11 protein-coding genes are annotated in these 14,599 nt (G+C 46.9%); 8 read left to right on the forward strand and 3 right to left on the reverse strand.

Annotated features, from left to right (window positions below):
* Nucleotides 1-427: 427 nt before the first annotated feature.
* From fdnG to fdnI, 3 genes are read left to right on the forward strand one after another with little or no spacing between them, the layout of a single operon-like run.
* Complete coding sequence (gene fdnG / locus ACKWMY_RS15865; RefSeq protein ID WP_409486594.1) at nucleotides 428-3,475, forward strand: formate dehydrogenase-N subunit alpha; 3,048 nt, start codon at nucleotides 428-430, stop codon at nucleotides 3,473-3,475.
* Between the two features lie 12 nt (nucleotides 3,476-3,487).
* Complete coding sequence (gene fdxH, locus ACKWMY_RS15870) at nucleotides 3,488-4,381, forward strand: formate dehydrogenase subunit beta (protein WP_024527856.1); 894 nt, start codon at nucleotides 3,488-3,490, stop codon at nucleotides 4,379-4,381.
* Nucleotides 4,368-5,009: a formate dehydrogenase-N subunit gamma gene (fdnI, locus tag ACKWMY_RS15875; protein WP_024527855.1), complete on the forward strand. Its 642-nt coding sequence runs from the start codon at nucleotides 4,368-4,370 to the stop codon at nucleotides 5,007-5,009. The genes fdxH and fdnI overlap by 14 nt, the downstream gene beginning before the upstream one ends.
* A gap of 43 nt (nucleotides 5,010-5,052) precedes the next feature.
* Here the strand turns inward: fdnI and ACKWMY_RS15880 are convergent, their stop codons facing one another.
* A complete protein-coding gene (locus ACKWMY_RS15880; RefSeq protein WP_409486595.1) occupies nucleotides 5,053-5,940 on the reverse strand; it encodes a LysR family transcriptional regulator in 888 nt (295 codons plus the stop codon).
* 108 nt (nucleotides 5,941-6,048) lie between these two features.
* Between ACKWMY_RS15880 and ACKWMY_RS15885 the strand changes: the two genes are divergently transcribed.
* A complete protein-coding gene (locus ACKWMY_RS15885; RefSeq protein WP_409486596.1) occupies nucleotides 6,049-7,128 on the forward strand; it encodes a linear amide C-N hydrolase in 1,080 nt (359 codons plus the stop codon).
* 262 nt (nucleotides 7,129-7,390) lie between these two features.
* On the opposite strand, the gene ACKWMY_RS15890 is transcribed toward ACKWMY_RS15885, so the two are convergent.
* A complete protein-coding gene (locus ACKWMY_RS15890) occupies nucleotides 7,391-7,873 on the reverse strand; it encodes a hypothetical protein (RefSeq protein WP_409486597.1) in 483 nt (160 codons plus the stop codon).
* Nucleotides 7,870-8,757, reverse strand: a complete 888-nt coding sequence (locus ACKWMY_RS15895; protein ID WP_409486598.1) for a transcriptional regulator — start codon at nucleotides 8,755-8,757, stop codon at nucleotides 7,870-7,872. Before ACKWMY_RS15895 ends, ACKWMY_RS15890 begins: the two co-directional genes overlap by 4 nt.
* 740 nt (nucleotides 8,758-9,497) lie before the next feature.
* On the opposite strand from ACKWMY_RS15895, the gene ACKWMY_RS15900 reads away from it, so the two are divergent.
* From ACKWMY_RS15900 to ACKWMY_RS15915, 4 genes are all read left to right on the forward strand, one after another.
* Entirely contained in the window at nucleotides 9,498-10,175 is a 678-nt protein-coding gene (locus ACKWMY_RS15900; RefSeq protein ID WP_409486599.1) for a helix-turn-helix transcriptional regulator, read from the forward strand.
* Between the two features lie 734 nt (nucleotides 10,176-10,909).
* Nucleotides 10,910-11,440 (forward strand): fimbrial protein, encoded by a 531-nt coding sequence (locus tag ACKWMY_RS15905; protein WP_138106288.1) that lies wholly within the window; start codon nucleotides 10,910-10,912, stop codon nucleotides 11,438-11,440.
* A 75-nt stretch (nucleotides 11,441-11,515) separates the two neighbouring features.
* Nucleotides 11,516-12,046, forward strand: a complete 531-nt coding sequence (locus tag ACKWMY_RS15910) for a fimbrial protein (protein ID WP_409486600.1) — start codon at nucleotides 11,516-11,518, stop codon at nucleotides 12,044-12,046.
* 15 nt (nucleotides 12,047-12,061) lie between these two features.
* Nucleotides 12,062-14,584 (forward strand): outer membrane usher protein, encoded by a 2,523-nt coding sequence (locus tag ACKWMY_RS15915; protein ID WP_409486601.1) that lies wholly within the window; start codon nucleotides 12,062-12,064, stop codon nucleotides 14,582-14,584.
* The last annotated feature ends 15 nt before the right edge of the window (nucleotides 14,585-14,599 follow it).

The raw sequence follows: 14,599 nt of genomic DNA on the forward strand, positions 1-14,599 counted from the left end.
GGCTAGTTCCCCACCTATTGTTGCTTGCAAAACGAACTATTCAACGATTCGATCGGATCGCGTATTAACTTTGCGAAACAAATTCCAAATTAACTCTATTTCTTGCAAGAAAATAACCACTTAAAAACCATACCCATTCGGAAATGGATAAGTAAATACCGTCGATAATTCTCCCGGCAATCAGTGAAACAGGTTTATCTACAATATTCACAGATAGTTTTAACTTGAAATTAATAATTTAAATTAACCACTTACCGAATTTCAGCTGATGGCGATAAATTAAGGATTACTCCCCGCACCGCTGGCTACTTATTAAGGAGTATTTTCCCGCTAACTCTCCCTTATGTTGATTTCCCTCAATAACGCTTGGGTTATTACTGTTAGTTTGCCATGACTAAAAAACCACTGATAAGCATTAGGGAAAGCAATGGACGTCAATCGCAGACAGTTTTTTAAAATCTGCGCTGGCGGGATGGCTGGGACCACGGTGGCAGCATTAGGCTTCGCGCCAAAGGCTGCGTTAGCGGAAACGCGCAACTACAAACTATTGCGCGCCAAAGAAACCCGCAACACCTGTACCTACTGTTCCGTAGGCTGCGGTTTATTGATGTATAGCCTGGGCGATGGGGCAAAAAACGCCAAATCGACGATTTTCCATATCGAAGGCGACGCGGATCACCCGGTAAACCGCGGGGCACTGTGCCCGAAAGGCGCCGGCCTGCTGGACTATATCCACAGCGATAGCCGCCTGCGTTACCCTGAGTATCGCGCGCCGGGTTCAGATAAATGGCAGCGTATCAGCTGGAATGAGGCCTTTGACCGCATTGCCAGGCTGATGAAAAATGACCGGGATGCCAACTTCGAAGCCACCAACGCCGCTGGCGTGACGGTAAACCGTTGGCTCTCCACCGGGATGTTATGCGCCTCTGCGGCCAGTAACGAAACCGGCATGCTGACACAAAAGTTTGTCCGATCGCTGGGCATGCTGGCAGTTGATAACCAAGCGCGTGTCTGACACGGACCAACGGTAGCAAGTCTTGCTCCAACATTTGGTCGCGGTGCGATGACCAACCACTGGGTTGATATCAAAAACGCCAACGTTGTGATGGTGATGGGCGGCAACGCCGCTGAAGCGCATCCGGTGGGATTCCGCTGGGCGATGGAAGCCAAAAACAACAACGACGCCACGTTAATCGTCGTCGATCCCCGCTTTACCCGTACCGCTTCGGTCGCCGATATCTACGCGCCGATCCGCTCCGGCACCGACATTACCTTCCTGTCGGGCGTGTTGCTGTACCTGATTTCCAACAACAAGATCAACGCTGAATACGTGAAGCATTACACCAACGCCAACCTGTTGGTCCGGGATGACTTTACGTTTGAAGACGGGTTGTTCAGCGGTTATGACGAAAACAAACGTCAGTACGACAAAACCACCTGGAACTACCAGTTTGGTGAAGATGGCTATGCCTTGCGTGATGATACGCTCCAGCATCCGCGTTGCGTCTGGAACCTGCTGAAAGCACACGTCAGCCGCTACACGCCAGAAGTGGTGGAAAACATCTGCGGCACCCCGAAGGAAGATTTCCTGAAAGTGTGTGAAGTCCTGGCTTCCACCAGCGCAGCAGACCGAACCACCACCTTCCTGTACGCCCTGGGCTGGACTCAGCACACGGTCGGCGCGCAGAACATCCGTACCATGGCGATGATCCAGTTGTTGCTCGGCAACATGGGCATGGCGGGTGGTGGCATCAACGCCCTGCGCGGTCACTCCAACATTCAGGGATTGACCGACATTGGCCTGCTGTCCACCAGCCTGCCGGGTTACCTGACGCTACCTTCGGATAAACAGACCGATCTGGCTACCTATATGGCCGCCAATACGCCAAAGGCCACCCTACCTGGCCAGGTTAACTATTGGAGCAATTACCCCAAATTCTTCGTCAGTCTGATGAAAAGCTTCTATGGCGACGCTGCTCAGAAAGAGAATAACTGGGGCTTTGATTGGTTGCCGAAGTGGGATCAGTCCTACGACGTCATGAAGTACTTCCAGATGATGGATCAGAACAAGGTCAACGGCTATATCTGCCAGGGCTTTAACCCGGTCGCCTCCTTCCCGGACAAGAATCAGGTGGTCGCCTCACTGGCCAAGCTGAAGTATCTGGTGATCATTGACCCGCTGGTCACGGAAACCTCCAATTTCTGGCAAAACCACGGCGAGATGAACGATGTCGATACCGCGTCGATCCAAACCGAAGTGTTCCGGCTGCCCTCCACCTGCTTTGCCGAAGAAGACGGCTCGATCGCCAACTCCGGCCGCTGGCTGCAATGGCACTGGAAAGGCGGCGATGCCCCAGGTGAAGCGATTACCGACGGCGAGATCCTGGCCGGTCTGTACCATCGCCTGCGCCAGATGTATGGCAGCGAGGGCGGTAAAGGTGTCGAACCGTTACTGAAGATGGGTTGGCACTATGAACGGCCAGATCACCCAGAATCCGAGGAAGTGGCCAAAGACAGCAACGGCTACGCGCTGGAAGATCTGTATGACGCCAACGGTAATCTGCTGGCGAAAAAAGGCCAGTTGCTGGATTCCTTCGCGATGCTGCGCGATGACGGTAGCACGGCTTCAGCCTGCTGGATCTATACCGGCAGTTGGACCAGCAAGGGCAACCAGATGGCCAACCGTGATAACAGCGATCCGTCCGGGTTGGGCAACACGCTGGGCTGGGCCTGGGCATGGCCGCTGAACCGCCGCATTATCTACAACCGCGCCTCCGCCGATCCAATGGGTAAACCTTGGGATCCGCAGCGCATGCTGATTGAATGGAACGGCAGCAAGTGGGTCGGGAATGATATTCCAGACTACAACACCGCCGCCCCGGGCAGCGGCGTTGGGCCGTTCATCATGCAACCGGAAGGGCTTGGCAGGCTGTTTGCGCTCGACAAAATGGCCGAAGGGCCTTTCCCGGAACACTACGAGCCGTTTGAAACGCCGTTGGGCACCAACCCACTGCATCCAAACGTGATCTCCAACCCGGCGGCCCGTCTCTATCCGTCCGACGCCAAGCGCATGGGTGACAAATCCGAGTTCCCTTACGTCGGTACCACCTATCGTCTGACCGAGCATTTCCACACCTGGACCAAGCACGCGCGCCTTAACGCGATCATGCAGCCGGAACAGTTCGTGGAAATCAGTGAACGTCTGGCGAAAGAGAAAGGGATTGAGCAAGGCGATACCGTCAAGGTCAGCAGCAAACGCGGCTTTATCAAGGCGAAAGCCGTGGTGACCCGCCGTCTGCAAACCCTGAAGGTTAACGGGCAGGATGTCGACACCATCGGTATTCCACTGCATTGGGGCTTTGAAGGGGCTGCCCGCAAAGGCTATCTGTCCAACACCCTGACGCCGTTTGTCGGCGATGCCAACTCGCAAACGCCGGAATACAAGGCGTTTCTGGTTAACGTGGAAAAGGTGTAAGGAGCCGAATTTATGTCCATGCAATCCCAAGACATTATCAAACGTTCGGCCACCAACACCCTGACACCGCCTCCGCAAGCGCGTGATTACAAGGTTGAGGTCGCCAAGCTGATTGACGTTTCCACCTGCATTGGTTGCAAGGCCTGTCAGGTGGCCTGTTCCGAATGGAACGACATTCGCGATGAAGTGGGCCACTGCGTCGGGGTTTATGACAACCCCGCCGATCTGAGTGCCAAATCCTGGACGCTGATGCGTTTTTCGGAAGTGGAGCAGAACGGCAAGCTGGAATGGCTGATCCGCAAGGATGGCTGCATGCACTGCGCAGATCCAGGTTGCCTGAAGGCCTGCCCGTCTGCTGGCGCGATTATCCAATATGCCAACGGCATCGTGGATTTTCAGTCCGAGCACTGCATCGGCTGTGGTTACTGCATCAGCGGCTGCCCGTTCAACATTCCACGGCTGAACCCGCAAGACAACCGGGCGTACAAATGTACCCTGTGCGTTGACCGCGTCAGCGTGGGCCAGGAACCGGCCTGTGTGAAGACTTGCCCGACAGGTGCTATCCACTTTGGCACCAAGGCAGAAATGCTGGACGTGGCACAAGAGCGGGTCGAAAAGCTGAAGAAACGCGGCTTTGAGCATGCGGGCGTGTATAACCCGCAAGGCGTTGGCGGCACCCACGTGATGTATGTACTGCACCATGCCGATAACCCCGAGCTGTACCACAATCTGCCAAAAGACCCGCATATCGATCTGTCGATCGGGCTGTGGAAAAGCGTGCTCAAACCTTTATCCGTGGCGGGCTTTATCGCCACCTTTGCCGGTTTGATTTACCACTACATCGGCATTGGCCCGAACAAGGAAGTGGATGATGAAGACGAGGAGGACCATCATGAGCAAAAGTAAAATGATCGTTCGCACCAAGTTTATCGACCGGGCCTGTCACTGGACGGTAGTCATCTGCTTCTTCCTGGTGTCGCTGTCCGGCATTGCGCTGTTCTTCCCAACGCTACAATGGCTGACCGAGACCTTTGGTACGCCGCAGATGGGCCGTATCCTGCATCCTTTCTTTGGCGTGCTGATCTTTATCGCGCTGATGTTTATGTTCTTCCGCTTTGTGAAGCATAACATCCCCGAGAAAGAGGACTTGCCGTGGGTCAAAGGCATCGTGGAAGTGTTGAAGGGCAATGAGCATAAGGTTGCTGACGTCGGCAAATACAATGCCGGCCAGAAGATGATGTTCTGGAGCATCATGAGCATGATTTTCGTGCTGTTGATCACCGGTATTATCATTTGGCGCCCTTATTTCGCCCACAACTTCCCGATCCCGGTGATCCGCTATGCGCTGTTGATCCACGCCGCGTCGGCGATCGTCCTGATCCACGCCATTCTGATCCATATGTATATGGCATTCTGGGTGAAAGGCTCGATCAAAGGCATGATTGAAGGCAAGGTCAGCCGCCGCTGGGCGAAGAAGCATCACCCCCGCTGGTACCGTAAGGTCGAGGCTGAAGAGCAGAAAGACGAGCGGTAACCCGTTGAAATTCGCCCCTTCGAATGAGGGGGCGATTATCTCCTCAAGCTACCACTGAACCATCAAAGATCTGCTGCATGCTGTCGATCAGACTCAGCAATTCACTATTGGCCCCAGGCTTCCACAGTGCCACCATCGGGTGCATCAACCCCTGTTTCCCCAATTCCGTATCGAGCCGCTCTACCTGCGGCAAGTGCTGCATGTTCAGATGCGTTGGCAGGAATGCCCATCCCAGCCCGGCGGTTAACAACGTTTGCAGCAACGCTGGTTCATTGACGACCTGAATGCGATCGGCGATTTGCAGGCGCTTCGCCATCGGCTCGGGCAGGTCATAAAAGGGAATAAGTTGGGTGCTGGAGGCCAGCGACAGCAAGGTGACCGGGCTACCTGCGGGGAAAAAACCCTCGCGAGCATAGGCGGCCAGCTCAATAGCCCCCAGGGCTCGCCACTTAAATTTTTCGCCAATCGAGCGGTTGATCGCCTGATAAATGCCAATATCCGCCACCTCCTCTGCTAACGCCAGCTCACCCTCACCCCGCTCCATCATCAGCAAGTCAAGCTGAATGCCGCGCTGGCCCAAAAACATCGCCAGTTCCGTTAAAAAAACGCGCGGAGTAAATGGGTCATAGCACAGCGTCAGTTTCTGCCGCACCTGCTGTGGAATATGCTGAGCTAGCAGGCTAAGCGCCTCTGCCTCCTGCAAAAATAGCCGCGCTTGCCGGTAAAGGCGTTGGCCCGCCTCGGTCAGTTGCAGCGGACGGGTACGCCGATCGCACAGTGAATAGCCCAGATCCAATTCCAGATTTTCGATCAGTTCACTGACGGTGGTGCGATCCTTCCCCAATCGCTTGGCGGCCTGAGTCAGATTGCCAGTTTCACAAACGCTGGCAAAAGCTTCAATCTGCGCCAAGGAAAAACCTATCTTCCCCATCTCTCCTCCACGAAGTTGCGGGGGATTTCCCCCCGTTCATCCACTCTACGATATGAGTTCGCGGGCTTACCATTATTTTGTTCACCTCATTCAGGTAAGGAAAAAACCATGAAAAAGTTCACACACAGCGTATCAGCCCTACTGGTAGGTGCTGCACTCAGCGTCAGCCTGGCAACCGGGGCACAAGCCTGCACCCGCGCCTTTATGAATATGTATCCGGGCTATATGGTTAGCGCCCGTAATCTGGATTTCTTCGGGCCGGTAGACCCCTCACTGGTGATCACGCCACGCGGGATTGCGCATAACGGTGGGGATGCGAAGAATGCCGCCCAGTGGCAAACCCACTACGGCAGCGTCGTGGTTTACGCCGATGGCGTGTTCCCAATGGACGGTATGAATGAAAAGGGGCTAGCGGGCCATACGCTGTTTTATATGAACGGCAACCAGGTGCAGCAGGACAATCAGGACAAGCCGGTGATCGAAAGCCGCGCCTGGTTGAGCTATATCCTGGATAATTACGCCACCGTTGAGGAAGCGGTTAAAGCCATCCGTAGCGATGTGCGCCTGGCCGCCGCCCATATGCCTATCGATTACGCTTCGGATACCAAACACATCGCGATCGAAGACGTTAGCGGTGACTCGGCCATCATCGAGATCGATAACGGCAAAGTGAACATCTATCACGACAAAAATTATCGGGTGATGACCAATCCCCCTTCTTACGACCAACAACTCAAAAACCTGGCCAAGTACCAGAATGCCAAGCGCAGCGAGATCCCTGGCGGCCTGGAAGCGGATGAACGCCTGGTTCGTGCCAGCTATGATTTGAAAAACCTGCCGCAGCCGGACAATAAAAATCAGGCACAGGGCTTCATCTTATCGGTGCTTAATAATGTGGCTTACCCGATCGGCTCACCGGCAGAGCCAAGCGAACAAAAGGTCACCGACATGTATGCCAAATACAGCAAGCGCCCGGACCAAAACAAAGGCATCGGGACTTACTGGACGGCGATTTCAGATCTGAGCCATGCGGAATATCACTTCAAGTCGGCCTTTGCGGCCTCGCAGGTCTGGGTTCCTCTGCATGACATCAACTTCAGCCAAGGGCAACCGGTGCGTAAGATCGCACATCTTAACGACTATGCCCAACAGGGTTGGGAAGGTAACGTGTTAGCCCAGGCGAAATAGCGCTCAACTCCCCTATTTTAATAGGGGTAATCTCACGATCAAACGCTGCTGGCCGCCGATGGCCAGCAATAATCTGAACGCATATCTCTCGCCCAAAATATTTTGTTCTAATCGTCATGCAGGGTAATGAAAGGCACCACAGGCTGTGGCTAAATAGCGCCTTCCTAGCCTGTATGTCGTTCGGATTGTTTATGTCGCAAATTTTGCAATTTATTTTTGTCTTAGTGCTTATTGCAACTCTCGATTTTTAGCCTCACGATATTTATGTTCTTTTGCAATAAAATGAAGGAACATATCCTGTGGAAAACAGGTAACCATTCCATCCCTGTCGATCAACAGTTATCTCCATTTTCATGTCTTTTTCTAAATAAAAGACAGGCAAAATATCCTTTAAATCAGGCATTAAGGCGTTATCGGCTGGTGTTTTGACAGTTAATGTTGATTTTACATGCAATAAATGCCCCGTTTTATGCATAATAAAATAGGTTTTGCGGCTCACATTGTATTGACGTTTCTCTTTCTCTAGCTGGCCTTTGATTACCACAAAACCATTATCCCCGTTTAAAAAATATGTCATTACCAGCGAAATTGCATTATCTTCTTTCTTGACAATGAGCTTGGTATCACATGAAAAGTGTGTATCACGCCAGTAACCAATGCCTGTTAACAACCACTTCCCTAGCATTATGAATGTAATAGCAATGGCTGATGCATATATAAATAAAAAAAACGTTTTTTTAATCACGATTGATTCTCTATATAGTAATTGGAGATACAATCATTTCGGCTTAAATACGAAAACTCATCCCGGCACTTTATAACGGAAACCCTGGGTATGAACTGAAAAGTTGAGAAATAGACTACTTCGTCACCTTGACAACTGACCGGATTTTTAGCATTAAACTTATAAAAATCATCTTCTGAGCTTTTATTTTCATTAATATTAACGCGGCAACCATTTATGTTACCAATGTTATGAAATGTTGATGAATAGCACTCCGGCAGGAATAATCCCCCTCCAACGATCAGCGATATAAAAGCAAGTAAGCTAAAGGCAAAACGCATTATCCGCTTACTTCTTAAGGATTCTGGGTGATGCGTTAAAACTTGGGTTTGTGCTGGTAACTTTTCAACTGGCCGATCAGATATTTTATCTTGTGATGAAATAGTTGAGATGCTGGCTTGAGCCTCTGGAGCCTCTGGAGCCTCTGGAGCCTCTGGAGCCTCTGGAGCCTCTTGAATTACCGGAACGCCACTAGACAAAGGTATAACTTTGATGGAATTTGGTATCAATAAACCTTTTCTGGGAACTGTTTTGATCACTTCGGAATCAATACCACATTGTCTGAGCCCTTTACGTAGGGTGAGAATGTTCTGATAGTAGGTATTGTCACTGACATGAAGTCCATATTGCTCCCACCCTATTTGCATAAGAGCGCCCTTAGTGACGAGTACTCCATGATTTTTTATCAGGTGGAGGAAGCATTCAGAAGCTGAGACAAGGATAGGGAACTCAACTCCATTACTAATTGATTTAAATGTATTTTCCATGGAACAAAAGATAACAGCATCCGCGATCACAAAGCATGATGATGTCTCCTGGTCGCTGGTCTTAATCACGTTATCCATTACATTACCTCCATTAAATAATGTGAATATTATGACATTAAGCTACAGCTCTCGCTTTGATCTGTGTCTAAGAATTTTCTGTAGGAGTAATAAATGAGCAGACCACAGCCTTAAATTAACACTGTATTTAGTAAGGTAATTTCGCGATGAATTATTATTTACTGATTATTATCAATAAGTTATAGTTTATTTGGTGATCAATGGTTTCAACTATGGCGAAGATTGGCAATTTTCACAGAACTAATACCTCAGTCGCATTAATTACTTGATGCCATGGTGTTATTTTAACATTTTCATTATCAACATGGGGAGGAAAGTCATTTAAGTCGCATTAACCCCTTGATATTTTGTTATAATTTTAACATTGAGGCTATCGACATTAATATCAGAATTTTCGAGTCTGTAGCATCTTCAAGGACGGTATTCTCAGTACGCCCATAAAGAAACAATTTAGCTTAACACAATCTTTATCCTTAAATATCATATTGTTATACTCGAAAATTAAGAACCTCTATGTTGGTACGTAGGGGTTGAATCATTAACATCATTACCCACCAAAACCCAAAAAAAGCTTATTAAGTTTTATTGAGTTTACTTTATTATTAAAATAGCTAACATTGAAGTCAGATAATTCTTACCAATAGCGCAAAGAGACACGAATTCTCATTTGCTAGTTTATCTTAGCCTTATTTTCTATACATATAGAACTTAAGCATTATAAGAGAGATGAGATTAATATCATGAGTGAATTTAACTGCCTGCCTGAGGTAGATGGGCTACATGGAGCCATTATGGATAATGGAGCAATCAAATTATCTTATGATTCCCCAGTCAAAAACATTAACTATTATATAGTCACAGACAATATGTACTTTAGTCTAGGTGTCGTAAAGTACATTGAAAACACCATCAGTAAGATAGCACCAGGAAAACTAAACGCAGGTATTTCCATCCAGTGTTATCTCTCTGGAAAAGTACTTTCTGTTTATGAAGATATTCATAGAAACGCTTACTTAAGAAAAACCTCACACGTCATTATTGCAGACAAGGACTTTTTACATATGCTGGGGCTTGGGGTAAACGAAGAGATTTCACGGTCTGTCTCTTTCATATCAAGCGAGGATTGTAATTTAAGCTATTTTGACAAAATGCTAAACTCACAGAACCCTGCTCATTCTCAACAATTCCGGGTACGTGAACACTCCTCATTCTGGAGTCTAAACCAGAGAGAGAAGCGTATATGCTTTTATCTATATAATGGTTTTACTCCATCATTTATAGGCTCATTGCTGGGGATTCACTCTAAAACTGTTAGCTACTATCGCATGAGAATAATGAAAAAAATAGGATGTGAACGAAAAGGAGATTTTAACAAAGCGTTGATTAATTATTATAGGTATAGATTATGCCGACTCTAGTTTATTATACTTAGGATTTATTTAACCAGAAAACATTGAGAATATTTTCAGATGTAACTAATTAAAGAACATATTTTATTACTCAACCGATACATTCCTAAAACTATAACTAACTCTCAGTTATATGCACGCCAGGTGTTTTTTAATTCTTGCTAAAAACCTGATGATTGCCAGTTAATCTTTTGAAGGAGGCCGTAACGGATAACGTAGCGGTCTCTTTTTTTACCTCTTCCGGATAATTCTTCCCTGACTATCCGCTAGCACGAAGTCTGAAGGCCCCTCCAGAATATCTTCCATTACCCGTCCAGGGTTATCCCAACAGTATCTGCTCAGCTGGCTTCTCAGATCAGTGCAGACAGTACGCCATTTGTACGGTTTTTCCTTTGTCCTTGTGAGATACAGAGTATTCCGCACAAAAGGTTCTCATCCTACCTCACCTGTTTACCGTCTCTAAGGCATAACTTTTTAAAACCACCCTGAAAAAGTATTAAATCAATTGAGTGACGCATTATCCTTAACAAAAAATAAAATCATAACCATCTGTTTTAATTAGATAAATGTTATTTGATCTTGTTTTGGATGAACGCGATATTAATTCCCCCTATAGTCCTTCTGCCCAATCAGGTTATGTGGATTTGTGGTGAAGTGAGTGTAGTCACCTATAAAGGCCAGGAACATTAGGGCAGGAAAATACTTTTTTATATGAAAGTAGAAAATCACAAAGGAGAAATTAGGTGAAATTAAATATTTTAGCACTGGTCGTTGCTGCCGGTTTTATGTCTAATGCATTTGCTGTTGCTACTGAAGCAGGTAAAGGTCAGATCAAATTCACAGGTTCAATCATTGAAGCACCTTGTTCAATTACCCCAGGCACCTCTAACCAGAACATTGAGTTGGGTCAGGTTTCTGCAACTGCTTTGAAAGATGGTGGGAAATCAACTCCTGTTACTTTCCAAATCGACCTTGAGAAATGTGATACAGCTGGTCTTACAAAAGGCGTAACCGCAACCTTTACTGGTCCAGCATCAGCAAGTAATACAGACCTGCTGGGTATTACTGGTTCTGCGAAAGGTGCAAGTATCGTTCTGACCGATGGCGCGGGCACTCCAATTAAGTTTGGTACTGCTACTTCTCCACAACTGATTATGGACGGAAGCAATACCTTAGTCTTCTCTGCTTATCTTCAGGGTGATACCGGTCCGACTGCTGTTATTACCCCAGGTGAATTCACCTCTATCGCTAACTACGCGCTTGCTTACGAATAATAATTCAGATAAGTAACTTTAATACAGGCACGTTAAGTATTTACTTTTCGTGTCTGCTTAAAGCGAGAATAAATCGTGAAAAAAACCATATTCTTTCTACTTTTATGTCTCGACCTTATTTTTATTAATCCTGTTGTTGGCAAAGATGCTGGCCATGGAAGATTGAATATGCGTGGCAGCATTATCGAAAGCGCCTGCACTATTGATATGAACAGCTTAAATCAAACTGTAGATTTAGGTGTGATCACAGTCGGCGAATTAGAGAGAAATGGGCGTAGTACGAGCGTTCCATTTAGCATCAATTTGATTAACTGCACGTTGGAAAAGTTAAACCCAAACGCAAGCAATTGGCGGTATTTTGAAATTACATTTGATGGGGAAAATCACAATGGTCTCTTCATTAATAAAGGCTCAAGTCAGGGCGTAGGTGTCTCCCTTTCTGATGAAAAATTCAAACCTTCCTTACCCGGGATTCCATTATCTCAACACTTACTAAGCGAGGGTGGAATCAGTATCAAGTACTATTTAGCCTTGACGCACGATGCTGGAAATATAAAAGCAGGCGATTTTAATACGTCTATAAAATACAAGATAGATTATTTTTAATTGATGGTGGCAAGGATGTCAAAAAAAATACTGAAATTATCAAAAAGTGGAATCGCATGCATAGTTGTGCTTGCCTTTTTGGGGCAGATTAACGTGTATGCGGCTGAAGAAACTCAGTTTAACACTGACATCCTTGATACGAATGATAAAAAAAATCTTGATCTTTCGGTATTCGCTGTCGCTGGTTATATCATGCCGGGCGTCTATCGCATGGCTGTTATTCTGAATCAGAAGAAAATCACAGACTTTGATACGCTTTATTATTCGACTCCTGAAGATGAAAAATCCAGCTTTCCTTGCTTAACGAAAGAGCTTGTCGCACAACTTGGTTTAAAGGAAGGATATCTTAGTAATCTCAAGTGGCAAACAGGGAGCAACAAAGATGAGGTTTGTCTTGTTATTCCTGCTGATGATGGCTGGAAAATAACCTCTGAACTGCCAACTTCAACATTAAACCTGAGCATTCCTCAGGCTTTCTTAGAATACACGGCACCGAACTGGGATCCCCCTTCACGCTGGGATAATGGCGTATTTGGTGCATTGTTTGATTATAATACAAATTTCACTACTATACGTCCACGCCATAGCAGTCAGAATAACAGCATGAGTGGAAACGGGACTGCAGGTATTAACTTTGGCCCTTGGCGCGCTCGGGCAGACTGGCAGGCTCAGATAGATAATAAATCTGCTGGAAGTAGCCATAGCAACCGTTTTGACTGGACAAGATATTATATTTATCGCCCGATAAAAAGTTTGAAGGCACGTTTATCTCTTGGTGAAAACTTCGTGAACTCCGATATTTTTGATAGTTTTCGGTTTACCGGAGTCTCATTGCGCAGTGACGATAGTATGTTGCCACCTAATCTGCGCGGGTATGCGCCTGAAATTACCGGTGTTGCCAAGACAAACGCTAAGGTCACCGTCAGGCAACAAGGGGCGGTACTCTATCAGACTCAGGTCGCGCCTGGCCCATTTAAGATCCAAGATCTTAACGATGCCGTAAACGGTCAGCTTGACGTTGAAGTAGAAGAGCAAGATGGCTCAAACCAGCAGTTCAGCGTACAAACATCAGATATTCCTTATCTGACGCGGCCGGGAACGTTGCGTTATATGGTATCGGCCGGGCGTCCTACTGATTTTCGTCATCGCAGCCAGGGGCCTTTGTTCTCAATGGGAGAGTTTTCGTGGGGTGTGGCTAATGGCTGGTCACTTTACGGAGGAAACACGGTTAATAACGATTATCAGGCTTTAGCGGTCGGTATCGGTCGCGATCTGATGTTATTTGGTGCTTTATCTTTGGATGCAACGCATTCTCGCGCAAAGCTTCCGCAGACTGAGACTTTGCAGGGTAACTCCTATCGGTTGAGTTATTCAAAGCGTTTTGATGAGTTTAATAGTCAGGTAACTTTTGCCGGATATCGCTTCTCAGAGCGAGACTATTTAAGTATGGCCGATTATCTGGATGCAAGACAGTCCGATTATCGTCGTGCAGGCACAAAAGAAATGTATACTGTGAGCTTTAATCAGCAATTTACAGGTATTGGCGCCAGCCTATTTGTAGATTACAACCACCGTACCTATTGGAATAGCTCAGTGGATGATCGCTATAATATTGCATTGGCGAAATATCTTGATATTGCTAACGTGAAAAACATTAATATTTCCGTCAACGCATATCGCAGTAAATTTAATAACTCAAATGATGATGGTGTTTATTTATCCCTGTCAGTTCCCTGGGGAGATCATGGTTCAATCGGCTTAAACAGCTCCCGTTACAAAGGGGGGAGTAGCAATCAAGTGAGCTATTTCTCAACGCTTAATGATTTCGATAGCTACCAGATCAGCGTTGGTAAAAATGGCGCTCAAAACGCCGCCAGCGGTTTTTATAGTCATGCGGGCGACAATGTACAAGTGAATGCCAATGCCAGCTATCAGGAGTTAGGATTTACTTCTGCGGGGATCGGGTTACAAGGTGGACTGACGGCTACGATGAAAGGTGGTGCACTACACCGTATTAACACTCCTGGCTCTGCGCGAGTCATGGTTGATACCGATGGGGTGAGTGATGTTCCAGTGCGCGGTTTTGGTGCCGTGGCGCGCTCAAATATATTTGGCAAAGCCGTCGTGTCGGATGTAAACAACTATTATAGAAATCAACTGAGTATCGACGTTAATAAGCTGAGTGATAATGCTGAAGCCATTAATACCGTAGAGCAGATAACGTTAACGGAAGGTGCTATAGGTTATCGTCATTTTAGTATTGTTCAGGGAGAAAAAGCGCTTATATACATTAGGTTGCCTGATGGGTCTTCCCCCCCCTTTGGTGCAACAGTGCTGAATAAAGATAACAGAGAGGTAGGAATTGTGAATGATGATGGCAGCGTTTACTTAAGTGGTATCCAGGCTTCTGCCATTATGCAATTGCGTTGGAATGGTGCTGAACAATGTCAGATTTCATTCCCAACAAATCTCGTTACTGAGAAATTGCAAAACATTCTTTTACCCTGTATTTTTTTGAATGAAAAAAAATCAAATTAATTTATTACGGAGTTC

It is taken from the genome of Serratia sp. J2 (assembly GCF_046269175.1).
Taxonomy (GTDB): Bacteria; Pseudomonadota; Gammaproteobacteria; order Enterobacterales; family Enterobacteriaceae; genus Chania; species Chania fonticola_C.